Source organism: Pseudomonas sp. MCal1 (assembly GCF_026341415.1).
Classification (GTDB): Bacteria; Pseudomonadota; Gammaproteobacteria; order Pseudomonadales; family Pseudomonadaceae; genus Aquipseudomonas.
Genome location: NZ_JAKUMP010000022.1, coordinates 28624 through 51717, shown reverse-complemented (window position 1 = coordinate 51717; position 23094 = coordinate 28624). Strand labels below are relative to the sequence as shown.

Genomic DNA, 23094 nt, shown 5'->3' with positions numbered 1-23094 from the left:
TTTTATTGGAACGACAGCGATGACTGCTCGCGCAGCGAACGCGGGCGCATGTCGATCCAGTGTTCATTGATGTAATCCAGGCAGTCCTGGCGCTCACCGCGCATCCCCGCCTCGCTCCAGCCGCTGGCCATCGGCTTGCCCGCCGGCCACAGGGAATACTGGCCCTGGGCGTTGATCACCACATCGAATTGCAGTTGTGCGTCATTCATGTCGTTTTCCTGTTGAACGGGATTGCAGCGTGGCCAGGCTTCGCTCGAGCCCGGCGGCGAGATGGTTGAGTGCGGCATGCCGCTGTTCGTCGCTCGAAGCACATGCCCCGACGTAGACCCGCACGGTCGACCCACAGACCTGCGCGCAGGTTGCTGCGTCGTCGGCCGCAAAAGCCCGGGCCGAGACCTCGGCGTTGGCGCTGGCATGGGCCTGGGCAAACGCCGTGGCAGCGGCCTCGGTATTCAGTTGCGCGTAGTACTCGGCGAACGCCTCGGCATCGCCGAAGTGCTCGGCAATCATGGCGGTGTTAGCCGGCGCGAGGCCGTAGCTCAGCGCACTGGCGTGGGCCTTGGCGTAAGCCGCGTCGTAGGCATAGGCCTTGCGATACAGCGCCAGCAACACCGGTTTGAGCGTTGCCCGCCATTCGCCCTGACGCCCGATCACGCCGAGCGCCGCTCGCTGGTGCAGGCTTTGCAACGCGAGCAGCGCCTGCTGATGTTCAGGCAAGGCATCGCCGAGCATCGGCATGACGACGTCAGCCTGCCAGAGATGAAACAGCTGAAACGGCACCTGTCCCCGGACTCGGCTCAAGCGCAGACGCAAGGCCTCGTCCGGTTCGACTTCACACAGCACCTTGGTCAGGGCCAGCCACCATTGCGGCATCAAGGTCGGTTCGTTCATGGCGCTGGCTCATCCGTACCGATAACTTCGGCCAACAACCGCGCCCAGCGGCCCGCCACGATGCCGTAGTGATCGGTGTCCAGGGTTTGCCTGCTGCGCAACTGCGGCAGCAAGGCCTGCCAGCTGCGTTGCAGGTCATCCGGATTCCAGGCATTGCCCAGCCCGTAAGGATTGGCGTGCCCGGCGATGAACAGTCGCACTGCTGTTGTTGCCAGCGCCGGCGACTGGAAGTCGATCATGCTGGTCATGTTGTTGCGGCAGCACACCGTCAACCGTTGCAGATACGCCTGACGTTCCTCGGCCAAGCCCTGCCCTTCGACCGCCGGCCAGCGCTGGGCGAACTCGCGCTGGAACACTTGCTCGATGGTCTGTTCGTCGATGCCGGCCAGCTCCGCACCGGCATCCGGTGCGGGCGGGTCGATCAGGTACAACAACGGTTGCCTGAAGCCCTCAGCCTGAGCCTGATGACACAGCGCCTGCGCCACCCATGCACCGAACGACCAGCCGGCCAGACGCCAAGTGCTGCCGTGCGGAAGATGGGCCTTGATCGCCTCCAGATACCAGAGTCCACGTTCCTCCACGCTGATGTTCGGCAACTGCGGCAGGCGCAGCGCCGGGTCGGCGATCACGCACACGCCCAGTTCCGCCGGCAGCGCCGAGACCAGTTCCCGATAAGCCTGAACATCACCACCCACCGGGTGGATCAGGTACAGCCAATCGCGGCCGGCACCGGCATGCCACTGATCGATCCGCACCGCGTCGTGCCAGCCGTGCAGTGTCACGGCGGCCTCTTCAAACGTGGCGGTCGACACCAGCCCCAGCACCTCGTTCAGGCTGACCTTGTGGCTGAATTGCGACAACTGGAACACCTCGCCGGTGGCTGCCTGCAGTTCGTCGATCAGATCGAGCAGCGTCAACGAATCCGCGCCCAGGTCGTACAGCGAATCGTCATCTTCCAGCTCGGCCACGCCGAGCCACTTGCACAGACACTCACGCAAGCGCGCCGACAGATCCACGCCCTTCGGCGCCTCGACCACTGCGGCCACGGCACCATGGCGAACCGGATAAAACCGCCGCGCCGTGTCGATGCCGGTAGTGGAGATCAGCAGTTGCGGCAACTGCGTCGCCATCGCCAGATCGAACACCCGGCAGCCCTCTTGCGCCGAAAGACCGACCGTCAGATGCTCCAGATGCGCGGCGTCTCCGCCGTTGCTGGTGGTGGCCATGCCGATGTCGCGCCAGATGTCCCAGTTGATCCCCAGGCGCAGGCAAGCGTCGGCCGGATTCGGGCGATAGTGGGTGAAGCCGTCGAGCACCCCGCTGGCCGCTGCGTAGTCCAGATGCCCCGCGCCGCCGAACAGTGCCGACATTGACGAACAGTACAGAACAAAACCCGGTTTCAGGTGTTCGATCAAAGCCTCGACCGCCAGCATGCCGCGGGTCTTGGCGGCCATCGCCTCGGCCATTTGCCCGGCATCGCGATGACGGATCAGACTGCCCGCCCCCACACCCGCCGCATGAATCACCCCGCTCAGACGACCGTAACGAACCGCCAGTTGATCGAGGACCTGCGGCCAGTGCGCCAGGTCGGCGATATCCGCTTTGATGCAATCGATCCGCGAGTTGTAAGTCGCCAGTGACTCAGGCAATTGCCCTTGGCGCGAGATCAGCACCACACGGCGCGCGGGTGCCTGGAGCAGGTGTTCACACAAGGTCCGACCGATGCCACCGCTGCCGCCCAGCACAAGGAACGTTCCGTCTTCCGGTAAAAGCGGCGTGGTTGCCGGGCCGGTCAATGGCTGAGGCATCAGGCGTGGCTGCCAGAGGTAACCGTCGCGCACCGCCATTCGCCGAGGCAACGATGAAGGATCGGCCAGCAATGCCGCCAGCACTGCGCCTTGGGTTTCGAGGCGCGACGACGGCCAGTCCAGCCAGTGGCAACGCACCGGGTATTCCTGCGGCACCACTTCGGTGATGCCGGCCAGCGCCGACAGCTCGGGACGCTGAACCACGCCGTCCACCGGGCACGCCTGCCATGACATCAACCACAAGCGCAGACGGGTCGTGCGCGCGGTCTGCCCCCAGGCCTGCATCAGCGCACTGACCGTATCCAGGCAGGCCCACTGCGCCAGATCCAGCGATTGCTCGGTGACCGCGCCCGACACCGCCAGCGGCAAGGCATGCAGCCAGTCGAGTTCGCCGAGATCAGGTTCAGCAACTTCGGCGAGCAACCGGTTCAGGGCATCAGTGTCCAGAGGATCCAACTCGAAACGGTCCGGACTCAAGCGTTTGAAGCCGTTGCCCGCGCGGACCTGAATCACGCGTCGGTACACGGCGCTCAGGCTCGCGAGCAAGGTCGATTCGGGCGCTTCGTGGCTGCACAGGATCAGCACCTCACGGGATCCGGCCGTAGTTATCCCGCTCAGACGCCGGGTGCGCACCCACTGACGTAGGTGGAACCAGTCCGCCAGCGATTGTCGCTCCAGGGCTGGTGCATCAGGTTGAGCAGCTACAGGCGTCTGGAAGCGATACGGCTGAAGATCGAACGACGACGGCGGCAAGTCCCAGGGTGGCGGTGCCGAGCGCTGCGGCCACTGGATATTCGCGCCTTCGTACCAGGCGTCGAGCAGTTCCTGCGGCGCTTGATCACGGGCGATCAACTGCGCGCCGGAAGCGGTGATTTCCTTGATCGAAGTTGGCTGCAACGGAATCTCATCACCTGCCCGGCAGACCATCGCGAAGCGCCAACGCAGTTGCCGACGACCTGACTGCAAGTGCCGCAACAACGCGGTGTGCTGGCCCGGGTTCGTTTGCAGATATTCGCGAATCGCCGCGATATCGCGCAGCAGTTCCGTTCGGCCATGGGCCGATATCATCAGCAGCGGCAGTGTTTCCTCGCCCTCTTCCTGCGCCTTGGGCGCAGCGCCGACGATGACATGCGCATTGGTCCCGCCAATCCCGAAACTGCTGACACCGGCCAGCCGACGCCGCCCTTGCGGCCATGGCCGGGACGTGGTCGGCACATAGAACGGCGAATGCTCCAGATCGATCTGCGGGTTGATCCGGCCAAAACCGAGGTTCGGCGGCAGCACGCCATGGAACACCGACAGACTGGCACGAATCAGCCCGACCACCCCCGCCGCCGCGCCCAGATGACCGATCTGGCTCTTCACCGAGGCCAACGCGCAACTGCCGGCCGGCGCATCGCCGAAAGCCTTGGTCAGCGCCGCGACTTCGATCGGATCTCCCAGCAAGGTGCCGGTGCCGTGGGCTTCGATGTAGCCGATGTCGGCACCGCTCAACCCGGCGCGGTTCAAGGCATCGCGGATAACCGCACTCTGCCCGGCCACCGACGGTGCGGTGTAACTCATCTTGGCCCGGCCATCGTTGTTCAACGCCGAGCCTTCGAGCAGCGCGTAGATCCGGTCGCCATCGGCTCGCGCCCTGGCCAGCGGCTTGAGTACCACCACCCCGTAACCACTGGCGCCAAGGGTGCCGCTGGCGTCGTCGCTGAACGGACGACACAGACCATCGGCGGAAAAGATGTGCTGCGAGCGATGCCGGTAGCCCTCGGTCAGGGTCGGGTCGATCAGCACCCCGGCCGCGAGCATCACGTCACTGTCGCCCTGACGCAACATCGAACTGGCCAGGTGCACGGCAATCAGCGAACTGCCGCAAGCGGCCTGCACGCTCAGGGCCGGGCCGTTGAGGTCCAGGTGATACGCAGCTTTGGTCGCCAGAAAGTCCTTGTCGTGATGCAGCGCCAGCTGAAAACCATCCGGCAGATCGTCTTCGGCGGTTTCGCGCAGCATCTGCTGGAAGTAGGTGGTTTCGCCGCAACTGGCGATCAGGCCGATGCGCGGGCCATCGGCCGACGGGACGATGGCCGCGTGTTGCAGGGCCTGCACGCACGCCATCAGCAGATGCCGCTGTTGCGGGTCCATCAGGCGCGCTTCCTGGCGGCTGATGCCGAAGTACTCGGGATCGAAATCGAGCATGCCGGCCAGCTGACTGCGGGCGCCGATCAAGCCTTCTTCGGCAGCAAAGTGCTCGATGCCCAACTCATTGCCTTGCACCATCGCCCAGAACTCGGACAGGTTCTGCGCCCCGGCCACATTCACCGACATGCCGATGATCGCCATCGGCTGATGGCCTGCATCGGAAAGCCTTACACGCTCCGCCACCTCCACCGGTGCGGTCGACAGATGCGCCGCCAGACGCCGCACCGTGACGTGTTCGAACAGATCGGCCATCGTCACCTTGTGCGGCAGCTCTGCGGCGTAACGCCCATGCAAACGCATCAGACCGAGACTGGTGGCGCCGGCCTCGAAGAAGGTCTGCTCCGGCTCGATGTCACGGCCGATCACAGCCTGGAACAACTCGATCAGTTGTCGTTCCAGCGCGGTCAATTGAACAACCGGTTGTGGCGTGCTGCGCCGCTCCAGCGCCTCGCCAACATTCGCCAAAGCCTTGCGGTCGATCTTGCCGCTGGGGGTGCGTGGCCAGAGGTCGATCCGTCGGTATTCATCGATCCGCACATGGGCCGGCAGCAGACGCACGACCTGACGATCCAGCAATTGTGAGGTTGCAGGTTCGCCATCGAGTTGCAGCCAGGCGATCAGCCTCGGCGGATCGGCCTGCACCGCCACCACCGCGTTGACCACTTCCGGCACCTGCATCAGCGCCGCCTCGATCTGCCCCAGTTCCAGACGATGGCCGCTGAGTTTGATCTGCTGATCGTCACGTCCCAGGTAATGCAGGCAGTCTTGGGCATCGGCCCACGCCAGATCGCCGGTGCGGTAGTACAAACAGCCATCCGCCAGTTCGACAAACCGCGCAGCGTTCAGCGAAGGATCTGCCAGATAGCAGCGGGCAACCATCGGCCCGGCCACCAGCAGATAGCCGCGACTGCCCATCGGGACCGGACGGTCATGCTCATCGACCAGCAACAGCCGCGCATTACCGACGGCATGGCCGATCGGCGCGCGCAACGGCCAGTCCCGCGCTACGGGCGGCAGGCGCCAGGCGCTGACCACGTGGGTTTCGGTCGGACCGTAGTGGTTGAACAGCGAGGCCTGCGGCATGCCGCCAAACCAGTTGCGCAAAGCCTCCGTGCAGAGCAATTGCTCGCCGGCCGTGATCACCTCACGCAACGCCGACGGATAAATGCCACGGGCCACCGCGGTTTGCGCCAGATGCTGCAGGGCCACGTACGGCAGGAACAGACGCTCGATCCGCGCCTCGACCATGTAATCCAGCAACGCCTCGGCATCCTGACGCCAGCGCGGTGTGATCAGGTGATAACAACCGCCACCGCACAGGGTGCTGAAAATCTCCTGAAACGACACATCGAACGACAGCATCGAGAACTGCAGGGTTACCGCTTTCGCCGGCAACTGCCCTTCGCTGCGCTGCCATTGCAGCAGGTTGCACAGAGTGCGCTCCGACACCTGCACACCTTTGGGCGTGCCGGTCGATCCGGAGGTGAACAGCGTGTACAGCGGCCGTTCACCGGCGTGGCGCGGACGCTCGAACGATCCGGCATTGGCGTTCAGATCGACCCGATGCGTGACAAATCGTCCGGCGTTCAGGTCATCCAGCGCGGCCGCCGTCGTGTCGCTGAACAGCACACAATGCGGCTGCGCCTGCTCCAGCACCTGCCGCTGGATCGCCACCGGATAGGCAGGGTCCAGCGGCACGGCGGTCAGGTTGAGTTTGGCCAGCGCCAGCAAGGCGACGATGTGCTCTACCGAGGCATCGAGGAACAGCACGACGTGCAGCGGCGCATTCCCGGTCGGCAATGGATGACGCTCGACCAGCGTTGCTGCCAGAGCATCGGACAGCGTATTCAATTCGCTGTAGCTGAGGTGCTGCGGGCCTTGAACCAGCGCGACCGCCTGCGGCGTGCAATGCACTTGATGCTCGAACCCGTCCGCCAGTGTGTTGAACGGCAGTGCAATCTTCGGACCTTCGCTGGCCGGTGGCAGGCTGCGTCGATACGGACCGAGCAAATCATCGAGCCTGGCCGCCGGGCTTTCCAGCAACAGATCCAGCCCTCGACGGAACAGCGCATTCACCGCCCGCATCTGTTCGGCATCGAAGTAGTTGCACTGATATTCCCACCAGCATTCCAGTTGCGACCCGCTGCCGACCATCAACAAGGTCAGCGGGCACTTGGCGTGCAACTGCTCGTTGAATTCCAGCGTGGCGCGCAGGTTCGAGTCGGCCAACGCGGCGTAATCGGTGTTTTCCAGCACGAACATGAAATCGAACAAAGAAGGGTTCGACGACAGCCGCAGGTCTTCCACCAGATCCGCCAGCGCCACGTCCTGCAACGCCAGCACTTCGCGCACGGTGGCGGTCTGTTGGCGCAACTGCTCGCTCAGCGTGAATCCGTGTTCAACGGTGGTGGGAATCAACACGGTGTTGGCAAACATGCCGACGGTATCTTCGAACTCCACCAACGGTCGGTTGGACACCGGGCTGGCGATCCGTGGCCGCTCGCACCCGGTCAGGGCGTACAGGCTCCAGGCGAAGACACTGAACAGCACTTCGAAACGGGTCAGTCGTTGTTGGGTGCAAAAGCGTTCGAGGGCTGCGCTTCGGATGGCGCCCAAGGGTTCCCGGTGCAAACGGGCGTCCGGGCTGATTTTGCGCATTGGCATCAGGGCCGGCGACGGTTCTTCCTGACGGCGATGCAACTCGGCGAGTGCGCGGCGCTGGTCACGATAATGCGGGTTGACGCTCCACTGGCGTTGCCACTGACCAAACTCCAGCGTCGTCAATCGGGCAACTGGCGTCGGGCTGTCGTGGCCTTGCAGGATATCGGCATAGAGCTGCACCAGGTCGTCGAACAACAGGTTCACCGACCAGCCATCGACGATGATGTGATGCAGGTTCAGCAACAGCCGACAGCTGCCATCGGCGAACGGCAACAACCAGGACTGAAACAGGTTCGGGGTGGTCAGCTCGAATGGCGCGGCGAACACCCATTCAGCGAAGGCCTGCCAGTTATCCTCGGTGAAATGCCCGACCGCGAAGGTGCGACAGGTCGGCCCCTGCTCGGCGATGACCTGATCAAGTCCATCGGCACCGGGCGCAAAAGCCGTGCGCAATCCCGGATGGCGCAGCACCAGACGCCCCACGGCCTCGGCCAGCGCCGCGACATCAACGCCCGCCGCCAGATGCAGAATCAGCGGCACGCTGTAGGCGGTCGAGGTCGGCGAGCGTTGTTGCAACAGCCACAAGCGGCGCTGTTCGGCGGTGGCCGGCAGGCGTTTGGCGCTACTGATCGGAGGCGCCGGCGGGTAGATCGAATCGCAGGTGGTTTGACCGGTCAGTCGTTCGGCCAATGACGAGAAAGGCTCGTTGAGCAACGTGTCGATAGCGATCTCGCGCTGCCAACGAACACGGATTGCCGAACGCAGGCGCATCGCCTTGAGCGAATCGCCGCCGCTGGCCAGCCAGTCGTCCTGCGCACTCAGAGCGGGTTGGCCGAGCAGCGAACGGGCCTGACTCAGTAACCAGTCCAGCGCCGGTGAAGCGCTTTCGTTATCCGTTGCCGTCAAGACTGGATGCCAAGTACTCAACCCTTGGGCCAGCAAGCCGTCGCGGTCGATCTTGCCATTGGCCGTCAGCGGCAGGCGCTCCAGCAGGAACAACTGATGCGGCCGCATATACGGCGCCAGTTGTGCCCGCAGGTGAGTTTCGAACGCGTGATAGTCCAGATCCCCGCGCGGCACGACAAACGCCAGCAGCTGATGATCTTCAGCCGCCAGCCGCCGCGTGCAGACGTACGCCTGCGCCACGCCCGGGTGCTCCAGCATGCGTTGCTCCACCTCCCCCGGCTCGATCCGGAAACCACGAATCTTCACCTGTCGGTCGACCCGCCCCAGGTACTCGATCAAGCCTTCGGCATTGCACCGCACCAGATCGCCGGTGCGGTAATGCACCTGCGCCCCCCCGTCGAGATCGGGCAAACGGACGAACTGGCGAGCCGTTTCTTCGGGCCGGTTGCGATAGCCTCGGGCGACGCCGCTGCCACTCAGATACAGCTCGCCCACCTCTCCCGCCGGCACCGGCCGTTGCTGTTCATCCAGCACCTGCACGCCGGTATCCGGCAGCGCTCGGCCAATGGGCGCCAGGTCACCGGTAAAGTCGCGGCTGATCGGCCAGCACAGCGCAAACGTGGTGCATTCGGTGGGGCCGTAGACGTTATGAATCCGGCACTGGCTCTCTGGATTGGCCCGATACCACGCCCGGACTGCAGCGGCGCTGATCTGCTCGCCACCGATCAACACCTGACGTGCGCTGGCAAAGCACGACGGCCACTCGGCAATCAAGGTATTGAACAGCGACACCGTCATGAACAGGTTGTCGACTTGCGTGCGCTCCAGCACCTCGGCCAGTCGACGCCCGTCCAGCACGTCCTCGTCGGCGATCATCACGCAGCAACCACCGTTGAGCAGCGGCGCCCACAGTTCGAAACTGCACGCATCGAATGCCGGGTTGGACAGGCAGGCAAACCGGTCCGTCGGGTAAATCTCGATATAACCGTCGGTGTGCGCCAGCCGCAGCAGACCGCGCTCGCCCACCTCGACCGCTTTCGGCGTGCCGGTGGTGCCCGAGGTGTAGAACAGGAACACCACCTCGGCAAAGTCTTCGGCCAGTGTTTGCGGCGGAGCGTCAGGTTGATCGAGCAAAGTCTCGATGCCGGTTTGCCACAAAGAAGGCGACCACTGCGGTTCCTCCTCCAAAGTAATCAGGCCGACACACGCCGCATCCGCCAGCATCAACTCCCGACGTTTGCGCGGGCTCGCCCGATCCAGCGGCACCACCACCGCGCCGACTTTCAACGCGCCGAGAATTGCCGCCAGCCACTGCCAGCAGCGCGGCATGCACAACGCCAGCGACTGGCCGGGTTCGACACCCCGTGCCAGCAATCCTCGGGCAATGCGTTCGCTGGCGCTGGCCAGTTCGGCATAGGTCAGCGTGAGCGACTGATCGATCACTGCCGGGGCTTGCGGATTATTTCGCACGTGCTCGGCAAAACGCGCGAGCAACGGCATGTCTTTGGGTGCACTCATCATTTCGCCTCCTGCGCGTCGAAGCGTTGCAGCTCCCGACGGATGATTTGCGAGACCCGGTGGATTTCCGCGCTTTCGAGCATGTCCCAGTGCCCGCCGCTGACCAGCTTCGCCAGATAGCCGCTGCCCGAGCGGCGGCGCCAGAACCCGCGCAGTTCGTGCAACTGATGGCGGCTGAAATCTTCCCGCGCCTGAATCAGCACCACGCGACCGGCGCGCGGCGCGCACTCATAGGCGGCCATGGCCAAGCGGTTGTGGTTGTAGATGTTGAAGTAGCGTTCGACCTGGGCGTCTTCGATGCCGGGGTACATGCCGTTGAAGCGCACCAGTTTGTCGCGGAACTCGGCCATGTCCACGGTGCCGATCTGTTCGCGGAAACCAGGGTCGTCGCTACCCTGGGTGTCGAGCAGCACCACGGTCACCTGCCGATGCCCCGCCGCCGTCAACCGCCGCGCCATTTCATAGGCCACCAGCCCACCGAATGAAAGCCCGGTGAGGATCAGCGGTTGCTGCGTCAGCGGTTCGATCTGGCGCAAGTAGGCCTCGGCCATCGCCTCGACCGTCGGTTCGATACTCTCCCCCGGATTCAGGCCCGGCGATTGCACCCCGTACACGCCGGTTTCATCCGGCAGCACCTTGGCCAGCGACAGATAACAGAACGCCGTACCGCCCGCCGGGTGAATGCACACCACGTTGTGCTGGCCGCTGCCGCGCCGGAATTCGATCAGGTTGCTCTGGGTCAGCGCCGGATTGGCGCCAACCCGCAACCAGCCACCCAGCGCCTCGATGGTCGGGTAGCTGAGCACCACGCGCACCGGCACTTCGACCGCGAACTGCCGGCTGATTTCATGGGCCATTTTGATCGCGGCGATAGAGGTGCCGCCGACATTGAAGAAGTTGTCGCGAATGCCGATCTGCGGCGCCAGCAACAGGCTTTTCCAGATCTGGTACAGCGCCAGCTCGATGTGGTCGCGCGGGCTGCTCAGGTTGACCTGACGGTTGACCATTTCTTCATCCGCCAACGCTGTCAGCGCAGGGCGATCAACCTTGCCGTTGGCGGTCAGCGGTAGCGCGTCCAGCCACAGATAGCTGCCGGGGATCACCGCTCTGGGCAGGGTTGTCGCCAGATGGGCGTGCACCGCCGCTTCGTCAACGGGCTCGGCCACCACGCAACAAGCCACCAGCCGCTGGTCCTGCGCCGCTTCACCGACCATCAACACCACCGCGCTGCGAATGCCGGGAAACGCTTCGAGCCGGGCTTCGATCTCGCCCAGTTCCAGGCGCACGCCGCGCAACTTGACCTGAAAATCGTTGCGACCGAGAAACTCCAGCTGGCCGTCCGGGCGATAACGCGCCAGATCGCCGCTGCGATAGAGCCGATCACCTGACACAAACGGGTTGTCGATAAAGCGCTCGGCACTCAGTTGCGCCAGCCCCAGATAACCCCGGGCCACGCCCACGCCGCCAATATGCAGATGCCCGGTCACGCCCACCGGCACCGGCTCGTCGCGATCATCGAGCACGTAAAAGCGATTGTTGGAAATTGGCCGACCGATCGGCAGTTGCCGGGCCGGCACGTCGGCGCCGGGCTCAAGGGTCCAGATGCTGTTGATCACCGTGGTTTCGGTCGGGCCGTAGACATTGTGCAACCGCGCATGGGGCAGACGCTCCTGGAAGCGCCGGGCCAGAGCCGGCGGCAGTTCACCGCCGCCACTGAACACATCGGTCAGCGACGCACACTGACTGACCTCGTCGACCTCCAGAAACAGTTGCAACATCGCCGGCACGAACACCAGCGCCGTGACCTGCTGCTCGCGCACCTCGCGCGCCAGATACGCCGGCTCGTAATGCCCGCCGGGCCGCGCGATCACCAGCCGTCCGCCAGTTGCCAACGGCCAGAAGGTCTCCCACGCCGAGGCGTCGAAACCGAACGGGATCTTGTGCAGCATCGCCCCCGCTTCGCCGCACACCTGCAAACACCAAAGCAGCAGGTTGCTCAAGCCACGGTGGGCGACCATCGCGCCCTTGGGCAAACCGGTGGTGCCGGAGGTGTAGATCACGTAGGCGAGATGGTCAGGGGTGACGCCGACATTGCGTGGGTCGAGATTGTCCACCGGCAACGACGCCCAGCTCGCGGCATCTTGTTCGAGGTCGAGGATCGGCGCTTCCCAGGTCGAGCCTTGCACGGCCTGACGCAAAATCCCCTGCGCCGAACCGAACGTCAGCAGCACCGCCGGGGTGCTGTCGCCGAGCATATGGCTCAGGCGTCCCAGCGGATAATCCGGATCCAGCGGCACGTAGGCGCCACCGGCCTTGAGCACCGCCAGCAGCGCCACCGGCAATTCAAGCGAACGCTCGATGCACACCGCCACGCGCACATCCGGGCCGACGCCCAACGTGCGCAAATGCCGCGCCAGTCGGTTGGCCCTGGCATTGAGTTCGGCGTAGCTCAGGGCTTCTCCCTCGAATACCACCGCGCAAGCCTGAGGGTTGCTCGCGGCCTGCGCCTCGACCAGTTGATGCACGCAGGGCGCCACTTGCGTCAGTGGCGCGGCGCGGTTGAAGTCGACCAGCACTTGCTGGCGCTCCGCCTCGTTCATCAACGGCAAAGCATTGATCGGTTGCTTGGCGTCGGCGGCGATCTGTTCGAGCAGATGACGGTAGTGCCCGCTCAGGCGCTCGATGGTCGCAACGTCGTAGAGGTCGGTGTTGTATTCCACCAGCAAGTCCAGCCGCCCTGCCCGCTCGACCCATTCGAATGCCAGATCGAACTTGGCCGTGGCGCTAGTGGTGCCGAACGGCGCCAGTTCCAGCTCGGGCATCGACACCGCGTTGCCCGGCGTGTTCTGCAGCACCAGCATCACCTGGAACAACGGTGAATGACCGGGGTCGCGCTGCGGGTTGACCGCTTCGACCACGCGGTCGAACGGCACGTCCTGATGGGCATGGACGTCGAGCATCTGGCCGCGCACTTCGCGCAGCAGTTCGGCGAAGGTCTGCTGCGGATTCAGGCGCTGACGCAGCACCAGCGTGTTGACGAAGTGACCGATCAGCGGCTCGACTTCCGGGCGATTGCGGTTGGCGAACGGCGTGCCGATGCACAGATCCTGCTGACCGCTGTGGCGCCACAACAACACCGCCAAAGCGCCGAGCAGCACGTTGAACAGCGTGCCCTGGGTCTGCCGGGCCAGCGCCGTGAGTTCGCGCAAGGTGCCGCCATCGACCGAGGAGCTGAAAGTGGCGCCGACATAACGCTGCACCAACGGCCGCGGCCGGTCGGCGGGCAAGGTCGACAACAGCGGCGCGTCGTCCAGGTTGCGCCGCCAGTAATCGAGCTGAGCGTCCAGCACCGCACCGCCCACACGTTGTTGCTGCCAGCAGGCATAGTCGGCGTACTGCACCGGCAGCGGCGCAAGTGACGGGGTTTCGCCCCGCACATAATCGCCGTACAACGTGGCCACCTCCTGCAGGATCACGCCCATCGACCAGCCGTCGGCGATGATGTGATGCACGCTGTACAGCCACAGATGCTCGTCGTCTGCCACACGCAGTAGCGACGCCCGCAGCAAGGGTCCGGTGGCCAGATCGAACGGCGCCCGGGCGTCCTGTTCGACGGCGAATCGCACTTGCTGCTCACGCTCTTTGCCAGGCAACTGGCGCAGATCCGTCACCGACAACGACAGCGGCATCGACGGATGCACCACCTGACGCGGTTCACCGTCGAACTTGCAAAACGTCGTGCGCAGGACTTCGTGGCGGGCAACCAGTTCATTCAACGCTCGTTCCAGCCGGGCGACGTCCAACTGCCCTTTGAGCGTCACCGCCGTGGGCACGTTGTAGAACGGGTTGCCAGGTTCCAGTTGATCGAGAAACCACAGTTGCCGCTGCGAAAACGACAGCGGCCAGGACGCGTGTTCGCCAGTGCGACGGGGAATCGCCGCGTCAGCGTGCCCGCCGAGCAAGGCGATCAGTTCCTGTTTGTGGCGCTTGAGCGCCTGGGTCAGCTCTTCGGTGAGAAACCCGCGCGGCGCCTTGCAGCGCAGCCTGTCACCGTCCACTTCGAGCGCCACGCCATGGCGAGCGAACAACGCCAGCAATTGATCGGCATTCATACTTCGAACTCCTCCATGTCTTCGTCGTCCAGGCTGGCGCTCACAGGCTCGATGGCAAACGCCTCGACCGGCGCGCGGTGCTGTTCATCGGCCGTGCGCAGCCCGCCGATCATCGAGTAGATCAATTCATGACTCGGCCCGAGGTCGAACAGCGCCGTCAGTTGCTGCTCCTCGACCGAGCCGATGCCGCACAGACCCAGACCGTGTTCGACGGCGGTCATGCTCAGCAACTGGGCCATGGCGCCGCTTTCGATGTGGCAGAAGTCGCGGCTGCGCTCGCCATACAGCGGCCGGATCGCGGCCATGTCGGCGATGAAGAACAGCGAGAACGCGGCGTTCTCGTACACCGGACGGTTGACGAAATAGTCGTAGGTGTCCGGGTCGAGCAATCCACTCTCGAGCGCCAGCAAACGATGCTGGCGCGGATCGTAGTAATACGCACCACCGGGCACACCGAGCACGCGATCCGCCTTGACGTAGAGGTAGGCCTGAATCGGATACAGGCCGCCCGCCGACGGGAACTGGTATTTCACCTCACCGTCGAGTTGTCCTTGGGCCAGCGCTGCCAGCACGTGCGCGAAGGCCTGGGTGGCGATCGGTTGCCGATCGTATTGACGCACCGAGCGGTAATCGCTCAGACGCCGGGCGAAAGCCGGGTCTTGCGGCAGATCCAGCGCCAGCGCCGGCAGGGTTCGAACAAACTCACGGCGACCGCGCTGCTCAGCCTTGAACTGCGCACGCTGCTGGGGATCTTCGATGATGTCCTGCACGGGCTCCGGCGTCTGCTGCACGTTGCCGAGCAGTTCCTGACGCGCGCGGTTCTGGCGATACATGCCGAGCAAATGCAGCAACGTCGGCTGGGCCAGCAGTTGCGCCACGTGCGGGCGGAACTGCAAGGCACCGGACAAGGCGTTGCTGATCCGGACGATATCGATCGACGTTGCGCCGAGGTTCAGCAGGTTGGCGTTGGCGGCGATGGAATCGCGCTTGAGTACGCCCTGCACGATTTCCACCAGCCGCTGTTCCTGCGGGCCCTCGACTTCCAGCGCCGGCCCCTGCTGCTCGATCTGCTCAGGTTCGGGCAGGCGTTTCTTGTCGACCTTGCCGTTGGACGACAACGGCCAGGCCTCGACGAAGGTGAACGACGCCGGAATCATGTAGGCCGGCAGTTTGTCGCTCAGGTACGTGCTGAAATCGCTGGCCTGCAACGCCGGATCGGCCTTGAGTACATAACCCGCCAGGCGCTTCTCGCCCAGCGTGCTGCCGAGAATCCGCACCACCGCGCTCTGCACGCCGGGATGGCGATTGAGCGCGGCTTCGATCTCGCCCAGTTCGATGCGATAGCCCTGCACCTTGACCTGGTTGTCTTCGCGGCCGAGGAATTCGATGTTGCCGTCCGACAGCAAGCGCCCCAGGTCGCCGGTGCGGTACAGCCGCTCGCCAGTCAGTGGATGGGCGAAGAAACTGCCCGCGCTGAGTTTTTCATCGCGCCAGTAACCTTTCGCCAGACCGATACCACCGATGTACAGCTGCCCGGCGACCCAGGTCGGGCGCACTTGCAGCGCTTCGTCCAGCACATAGAAGCGCTGATGATCGAGGGCCTTGCCGTAGGGGATGCTGCGCCAGGCCGGGTCGACATGCTGCACCGGATAGCAGATCGACCAGATCGATGCTTCGGTGGCGCCGCCCAGGCTGATCAACTGCAAGTCCGGTTGCAAGGCCCAGGCCCGCTCGGGCAGGGTCAATGGAATCCAGTCGCCGGACAGCATCGCCACGCGCAGGCTGACGGGCAACGCACCACCCTCGCCCTCCGCGTACTCGATCAGCATGCCAAGCAACGCCGGCACTGAGTTCCACAGGCTGACTTGATGACGCTTGATCAATTGCAGCCAGTGCGCCGGATCGAGAGTCAGTTGCGGGTCGAGGATGACCACCGCAGCACCCACGGCCAGCGTGCCGAAGAAGTCATAGACCGAAAGATCGAAACTCAGCGACGAGATCGCCAATACGCGGTCGTTCGGGCCGACGGCAAAGCGCCGGTTGATGTCGAGCAGCGTGTTGACCGCACCGCGATGATCGATCACCACACCTTTCGGCTGACCGGTGGAGCCGGAGGTGTAGATCACGTAGGCGAGGTCGCTTTCGCTCACCTGCACCGGTTGCAGCGCCAGCACATCGTTTGAGACTGCATCCGTCACGGCAATGGCCGTGATCTGCGCCGGCCATTCGATTTGGTCGAGCAGCGCCGGTTGGGTCAGGGCCAGACTCGCCTCGGCCCGCTCCAGAATATGCCGCAATCGTTCCGCTGGCTGGGTCGGTTCGATCGGCAGGTAGGCACCGCCGGCATACAGAATCGCCAGGGTCGCAACCACTTGCTCCCAGCCGCGCTCCATCACCACCGCGACCAACCGGTTCGGCACCACGCCCTGCGCTTGCAGTCTTGCGCCGAGTTGCCGGGCCTCGTTGCGCAACTGTGCGTAGGTCAGCTGCCGTGCGCCGATCACCGCCAGTGCATCCGGCGTGGCGAGGGCCTGACGTTCGAACAATTCGTGCATCAGTGGCAGCGTTTGCTGATTGTCGACCGGCGCCGGCAACTGCGCCTGCGGCAACAGTCGAGGCGTGTTTGCGCCCCAGGCTGCCGGCTCGCAAAGGCTGTCGAGCAGCGCGTTATAGGCGACGAACATCTGCTCGATCATGCCTTGCGGGAACAGCTCGTCGATGCTGTCCCAGTTGAACAACAGGCGTCCTTCCAGCTCCAGCAAGGTGTGGTCGAGCCAAACCTGTGGGGTCTGGGTGATGCTGTGCATGTGTTTGGCATTCAACGCGTCAGCCAGGTTGAATTCGGCCAGTTCCGGCGCCGCCTCGGACAGCGTGCTGTTGAACACGATCGGCATCGCCGTCTGCTGCACACCCCGTGCCTGGGACAATTCGCGCAGCACCCGCACGCCGCTGACCACCGAATGGTCGATGTCGCGCCACAGCTGCGCCTGCACGGCGCGGGCCTTGTCGGTGAAACTGAGCGCCCCGTCGATACCGACTTCCAGCAGCACCAGCGAAGTGAAGTCGCCGATGATTTCATCGACATCCGGGTGCAACGGCATGCGGTTGAACAATGGCAGGCTCAGGGTGAAGCGCGGTGTGCGGCTCCACAGCGCCAGCACTTCGCTGAACGCAGTCAGGAGCATCACCGACGGCGTCACCGCAAACTGTTTGGCCACGGCTTTGAGTTGCGCCCACTGCGCCGCCGACATGTCGCGGTCACGGCGGGTAAAGTGCGGGTTGGCGATGCTTTCGGGCTGGCGCACCAGCGGCAGGTCCGGCGCCGGGGCCAGAGTGGTCACCCGTTCACGCCAGTAGCCCAGCGCCTGCTCGTAGCGGCGACCGTTACGCAGCTGTTGTTCGGCCAGCACGTAGTCGCGGAAAGTCAGGCCCGGCTCGGCCAGTTCCAGCACCGGATCGACGTAGAACGCCATCAGTTCGCGGGCGAGAATCTGCGTGCTCGCGGCGTCGACGATCAGCGCGTCGAGGCTGATGTGCAAATGGGTGATGCCGTCATCCAGCAACGACAGGCTGAACTCGAACAGCGGCCAGCAACTGGCATCCAGCACCTGATGGGACTGGCGTTCGCGGGTCGCTTCCAGCGTGCGCTGCGCCACATCGGCGGGTAAACCGCGCAGATCGCTGCGAGGCATGCGATAGGTCGGCACCTGCGCCAGCACTTGTTGCGTACCGTCGCTGAGGAAGATCACGCGCAGCATGTCGTGGCGCTGGATCATGCGGTTCAGCGCCAGCTCGAAACGTTCGGCGTCGAACCCGGGAATGCGCAGCTCTTCGTAGCCGTGAGCGCTGACACCGCCAAGGCTGACCGTGGTCTCGCGACCGAACCAGTACGCTTGCTGGATATCGGTCAGGGGGAACGGTTCATGTCGATTAGCACGATCCGGCCCGATCTGGATGAACGCTGGCTCGATGCTCTGATCATCACGCGAGACCTGCGCCGCCAGATCCATCAATACGGGCGTCTGGAACAGACTGCTCAGGGACAGTTGCGCGCCCATCCGCTGGTTGATCGCGTAGATCATCCGCGTCGCCAGCAGCGAGTGGCCACCGAGGTCGAAGAAGTTGTCGTGGATGCCCACTCGCTCGCACTTGAGCACCTCGGCCCAGATCTCGGCCATCTGCCGTTCAGTGTCGTTACGCGGCGCTTCGTAAGTCGCCCCGGCACTGCGTTCCGGCGCCGGCAGCGCTTGGCGGTCGAGCTTGCCGTTACGGGTCAGCGGCAGTTGCGAGAGCCGCACCCAGGCGCTCGGGATCATGTGTTCGGGCAACTGGCGTTGCAGTTCGCCACGCAAGAATTCACTCGTTGCGGTGCCGACCACGTAGGCCACCAGACGCTTGTCCCCGGCGACGTCTTCACGCAGCAGCACGGCGGCTTCCTGCACGCCGGGCTGCTGGTGCAACAGGCTGTCGATCTCGCCGAGTTCGATGCGAAAGCCGCGCAGTTTCACCTGTTGGTCGATGCGTCCCAGGTACTGCACGTTGCCGTCGGCCAGGAATTTCGCGAGGTCGCCGCTGCGGTACATCCGCGCGCCCGGCTCGGCACTGAACGGATCCGGCAGAAAGCGTTCGGCGGTCAGGTCCGGGCGGTTCAGATAGCCACGGGCCAGACAGGCGCCGGCGATGTGCAACTCGCCCGCGACGCCGACCGGAACCGGATTCAAGTGCTCGTCCAGCACGTACAGCCGCGCGTTGGCGATGGGCCGTCCGATGGGCGGCGCGTCCGGCCAGGAATCGGCCTCGTTGCACTCAAGGCTGAACTGGCTGACCACATGGGTTTCGGTCGGCCCGTACTGGTTGTGCAACTGAGCACCGCCCAGTCCACGAACAAACCCGCGCAGCTCGTCATTGATTTGCAAGGCTTCACCGGCGGTGATGATCTCGCAACCGCCGGCGGGCGTCGGCGCATCGGGCTCTGTCAGACCGGCGAGTTGCTGCAACACGGCGAACGGCAGGAACGCTCGCTGCACGCCTTCGGCCACCAGCGTCGGACGCAGCGCGGCAAGGTCCTTGCGGCTGGCTTCAGTCATCAGCAACAGGCTGCCTCCCTGGCAGAGCGTGCTGCAGATTTCCTGGAACGAGACGTCGAAGTTCAGCGAGGCGAATTGCAGCACACGCTGCGGTGCCGTGGCCTGATCGAGTTGCCAGGCAATCAGGTTGTCCAGCGCGCGACGGCTGTGGGCCACGCCTTTCGGGCGTCCGGTGGAGCCGGAGGTGTAGAGCACGTAGCCGAGGTGTTCCGGGCTTACCGTGACTTGCGGATCATCCGTTGGGAGTTGCGCCCATTGCGAGGCTTCAGTGTCCATACAGCAGATTTTCGCCTCGTTCGCCGGCAGCCCGGCCATCAGGCTTGATTGCGTCAGCAACAGGGTCGGCGCGGCATCGCTGAACATGAACGCCAGACGCTCGCTCGGGTAAGCCGGGTCGAACGGCACGTACGCCGCGCCGGCCTTGAGGATCGCCAACAGGCCGATGACCATGTGCGGCGAGCGCTCCAGACACAAACCGACGCGATGCTCGGGGCCGACGCCTTGTTCGATCAGGTAATGCGCGAGGCGATTGGCCGCGCGATTCAGTTCGCCATAGCTCAGTTGTTCGCGGTCGGCGAGCAGCGCCACGGCGTCGGGCGTTTGCCGGGCCAGGGCTTCAAAGCGCTCAACGCAACCGGGCAACGACGCGGTATTGCGCGCGGTGCGGTTCCAGTCATGAACGATTTGCTGGTGTTGCTCGGCGCTCAGCAGCTTGATCCCCGCCAGCGACTGTTGGCTGTCCTCGACCATTTGCGTCAGCACCCGACGCAGGTACTCGCCGAACTGCTCGACGGTGCGGCGCTCGAACAGGCCCGAGGCATATTCCAGACCACCGACGATCTGCCCGTCGCGCTCACTGAGCGCCAGTTGCAGATCGAACTTGGCCACCTGATGGCTGCTCTCGATCGGTGTAACGTCCAGCCCGCTCAGCAACAGGTCGGAATCCTGATCCTGCTCCCAGGCGAACAGCACCTGAAACAGCGGACTGTGGGCCAGACTGCGCGTCGGGTTGAGCAATTCCACCACTTGCTCGAACGGCAGGTCCTGATGCTCCTGAGCGTCCAGCGCCACTCGCCGCGCCTGTTGCAGCCATTGCGCCACCGACGGCGTACCTGACCGCGTCATGCGCAGCGCGAGGGTGTTGACGAAGAAACCGATCAGCCCTTCCAGCTCCTGCTGCGGACGGTTGGCCGATGGCACGCCGATCACCACATCGTTTTGTCCCGACAGGCGCGACAACAGCAGCGAAAAACCAGCCAGCAAATTCATGAACAGCGTGGTGCCTTGCTGCATGCCCAGGGCTTTCAATCGCACGGTCAACGCTTCGTCGAAGACCAATGGAACGAAGCCGCCGAGATAATCCTGCACGGGCGGACGCTTGTGATCGGTCGGCAGTTCCAGCAGCACCGGCGCGCCGGTGAGGGTTTCGCGCCAGTAACGACTCTGCTGCTCCAGCACCTCGCCGGACAGCCACTGCTTTTGCCACACCGCGTAATCCACGTACTGCACCGGCAATGGCGGCAGCGGATCGTCGCGATCCAGCAGCGCCGCTGCGTACAGTTGCCCAAGCTCTCGGGTGAGCACGCCCATCGACCAGCCATCCGAGATGATGTGATGTTGGGTCAGCAGCAACACATGGTCATCCGCCGCCAATCGCAGCAGGCTGACCCGCATCAACGGGCCATGGCTCAGGTCGAACGGTCGACTGCCCTCCTCGTCGATCAAGCGGGTCAGGCGCTCTTGCGCATCGAGGCCCTGCACGTCAGTCACCGTCAGCCGGATGCTGTGCGCTGGCGGCGACACCCGTTGACGCCCTTCCCCCTCAACGGCGATGAACGTCGTGCGCAGCGCAGCATGGCGCGCCACCAGCTGATTGAAGCTGCGTTCGAGTGCCGCCACGTCCAGCGCACCGCGCAGACGCAGGTTCAGCGGCATGTGATACGCCGCGTTGCCTCCCTCCATTTGTGCCAGAAACCACAGGCGTTGCTGGGCAGACGACAACGTTTGCGCGCCCACGCGTTCAAGGCTTGTGATCGCTGGACGAGCCGCAGCCTGACTGGCTTGCAGCCGTTCGGCGAACTGCGCCAGAACCGGTGCAGCAAACAACGTCGAAGGCGCGACTTCCAGCCCCAGCGAATGACGAACCTGCGCCAGCACGCGCATCACCAGCAGCGAGTGACCGCCGAGGGCGAAGAACTGATCCTGTCGCCCGACCCGCTCGACGCCGAGCACGTCGGCCCAGATCGCGGCGAGCGCAGTTTCCAGCGATCCTTGGGGCGCCTGGTATTCCTGCTGATCAAACGCCTCGACGTCCGGCGCCGGCAGACCGGGCCGATCAACCTTGCCGTTGGCGGTCAGCGGCAGCTTGTCGAGCCGCACGAACGCGGTCGGCACCATGTAGTCCGGCAGGCTTTTGTGCAGCTGTTCACGCAGTGAACGCGGGCTCAGCGCTGTGTCTGGCTTTTCGCAGTAATAGGCAACCAGCCGTGGTTCACCGGGACTGTCCTGGCGCAGCAGCACTACGCTGTCGCGCACGCCCGGAATATCCGCCAGTCGCGTTTCGATTTCCCCCAGCTCCAGACGCAGGCCACGCAACTTGGCCTGGGAATCGTTGCGGCCGAGGAATTCCAGATGCCCGTCGGCCCGATACCGCGCCATATCCCCGGTGCGGTAAAGGCGTTCGCCCGCCACGAATGGACTGTCGATGAAGCGTTCGGCAGTCAGTTGCGGCCGGTTCAGATAACCGCGCGCCACGCCGACGCCGCCGATGTACAGCTCGCCCGCAACGCCCTCGGCAACCGGTGTGCCGTCAGCGTCGAGCAGATAAATCCGGGTGTTGGGCAGTGCCCGGCCGATAGGCAGCACCGCGTCGATCTGGCTGTTTTCGGTGAATTCAAAGCAGGTGCTGTCGATGCTCGCTTCGGTCACGCCATAGGCCTGGACGATCTGCACCCGATCACCGCAAAGCCTGCGCAATTGCCGCGCGCTGTGGGCGGTCCAGATGTCGGAGCCGCAGATCACGGTGCGCAGGAACGACAAGTCATGGCCGGTCTCTTCGACCCACGCCAGCAGCGGATTGAGCAGTGCCGGCACGAAGTCGGCAAAGCCGATCTGCGCCTCGCGCATCAGGCGATACAGGGCCGGAGGATCCATCAGAGTGTCCCGTGGGCAGAGCACCAGCGTGCCGCCAAAACCCAGCGAACGGATCAGGTCCGCGCTGAACACGTCGAAGGAAAAACCGGCCATTTGCAGGTGGTTGATCGGGCCGGCCAAGCCATAGAGCTGCGCCCAATCGGCGCTCACGGCGACCAGCCCGCGATGCTCGACCATCACGCCTTTCGGGGTGCCGGTGGAACCGGAGGTGTAGATCACGTAAGCCAGGTGTCGGGATGTCAGGCCGATAGCGTGAGGATCGAGGTTGTCTGCCGGGAGCGAAGACCAATCGGAGGCGTCGGCCAGATCCAATATCGCGGGGGCAGTCGCCGACTGTTCGAGCGCCGCCCGCAATGCCTCGCGCGCCAAGCCATGGGTCAGCACCACCGGCGGTGCGCTGTCGGCCAGCATGTGCGCCAGCCGCGCCTGCGGATATGCCGGGTCCAGCGGCACATAGGCGCCGCCGGCCTTGAGCACGGCGAGTACGCCGACCAACATCTCCAGCGAACGCTCCAGACACAGCCCGACTCGCACGTCCGGTCCGACCCCAAGGTTGCGCAAGTGATGGGCCAGCCGATTGGCGCGGGTGTTCAGTTCACGGTAACCGAGCGCTTGCTCCTGCCAGCGTGCAGCGATGGCCTCGGGGTTGCGCAGCACCTGCGCCTCAAACAGACCGTGCACGCACAGGTCTGCATCGAACGGTTTCAACGAGGAAAAGTCGGGCTGCGCGGGATTCGTCCCACGCAAGGAAGTGTTGTCGAGCAT

5 protein-coding genes are annotated in these 23094 nt (G+C 64.4%); all 5 read right to left on the bottom strand.

The window, feature by feature from the left end:
• Positions 1–2: 2 nt before the first annotated feature.
• Genes MKZ87_RS27605 through MKZ87_RS27585 form a run of 5 tightly spaced genes read right to left on the bottom strand, consistent with a single transcriptional unit; the run spans position 3 to position 23094 of the window.
• Positions 3–209 carry an MbtH family protein gene (locus MKZ87_RS27605; protein ID WP_085700385.1) on the bottom strand — a complete coding sequence of 69 codons (207 nt, stop codon included), beginning with the start codon at positions 207–209 and terminating at the stop codon, positions 3–5.
• Entirely contained in the window at positions 202–891 is a 690-nt protein-coding gene (locus MKZ87_RS27600; protein WP_266202177.1) for a hypothetical protein, read from the bottom strand. Before MKZ87_RS27600 ends, MKZ87_RS27605 begins: the two co-directional genes overlap by 8 nt.
• Positions 888–9977: an amino acid adenylation domain-containing protein gene (locus tag MKZ87_RS27595; RefSeq protein WP_371918977.1), complete on the bottom strand. Its 9090-nt coding sequence runs from the start codon at positions 9975–9977 to the stop codon at positions 888–890. The genes MKZ87_RS27600 and MKZ87_RS27595 overlap by 4 nt, the downstream gene beginning before the upstream one ends.
• On the bottom strand, positions 9977–14089 hold the full coding sequence (locus MKZ87_RS27590; RefSeq protein ID WP_085703687.1) for a non-ribosomal peptide synthetase: 4113 nt from the start codon (positions 14087–14089) through the stop codon (positions 9977–9979). Before MKZ87_RS27590 ends, MKZ87_RS27595 begins: the two co-directional genes overlap by 1 nt.
• Positions 14086–23094 carry an amino acid adenylation domain-containing protein gene (locus MKZ87_RS27585; protein ID WP_266202176.1) on the bottom strand — a complete coding sequence of 3003 codons (9009 nt, stop codon included), beginning with the start codon at positions 23092–23094 and terminating at the stop codon, positions 14086–14088. Before MKZ87_RS27585 ends, MKZ87_RS27590 begins: the two co-directional genes overlap by 4 nt.

What these genes read in the sequence shown, in the direction of transcription:
- MKZ87_RS27595 (WP_371918977.1), bottom strand. Translation starts at nt 9,977, where the DNA reads ATGAGTGCACCCAAAGACATGCCGTTGCTCGCGCGTTTTGCCGAGCAC.
- MKZ87_RS27585 (WP_266202176.1), bottom strand. Translation starts at nt 23,094, where the DNA reads ATGCTCGACAACACTTCCTTGCGTGGGACGAATCCCGCGCAGCCCGAC.
- MKZ87_RS27590 (WP_085703687.1), bottom strand. Translation starts at nt 14,089, where the DNA reads ATGAATGCCGATCAATTGCTGGCGTTGTTCGCTCGCCATGGCGTGGCG.
- MKZ87_RS27605 (WP_085700385.1), bottom strand. Translation starts at nt 209, where the DNA reads ATGAATGACGCACAACTGCAATTCGATGTGGTGATCAACGCCCAGGGC.
- MKZ87_RS27600 (WP_266202177.1), bottom strand. Translation starts at nt 891, where the DNA reads ATGAACGAACCGACCTTGATGCCGCAATGGTGGCTGGCCCTGACCAAG.